At 56.6% G+C, this 574-nt stretch carries 1 protein-coding gene; it reads left to right on the forward strand.

Annotated elements, in window-relative coordinates:
• Window positions 1-574, forward strand: a 574-nt coding sequence (locus N5D61_RS26430) for a DUF2931 family protein (protein WP_279894763.1), incomplete at both ends; no start/stop codon positions are given.

Consider the following 574-nt stretch of genomic DNA (forward strand, 5'->3'; position numbering starts at 1 on the left):
CGCACTCGCTGTTGTCCTCTGCGGGTGCAGCCACGTTAATGACTACGGTGCAGAGCTGCCGTATGACGCCTGGCGTCTGGGTTTTCTGGCGCCCAACTACATGGAGGTCTGGATCGAAACCGCCGATGTGCTCGATGTCAAAGGCCGAGTATTCATACGCGCCATGAGTGGCGTGGCGGCTATCCAGACACCACCGAATCTCAGGGGTAACCCAAGAGGGTGGCCGAAGCGACCTGGCAGTGGAGCAGGAAAACACGTCTGGAGCGCCGATGTGCCTCGTCTGATTTATGTGCGTTGGCAATCCCTGGCAGAGCCTCAAACCTACGAGGCTTTCATTGAAATTCCTGAGACGACTCGTAACACCATGTTGGAAGTCAAGCAGAACACGTATTGCAGGGGCACGAAAAACTGGATTACGGATCATCGCGAACTTCTGGTCATTGGCCTTGCGCCAGGCGGGATAGCGAAAACCTGGATCAGAGGGACATGCCTGGATCCGATTGAAGTCAGCCGCGTGCAGGGCCGGATAGTCGAGAAAGGCCCCGACTTGGGACGGACAAACGGTCGATATGCA

The organism is Pseudomonas sp. GD03842 (assembly GCF_029841165.1).
Taxonomy (GTDB): Bacteria; Pseudomonadota; Gammaproteobacteria; order Pseudomonadales; family Pseudomonadaceae; genus Aquipseudomonas.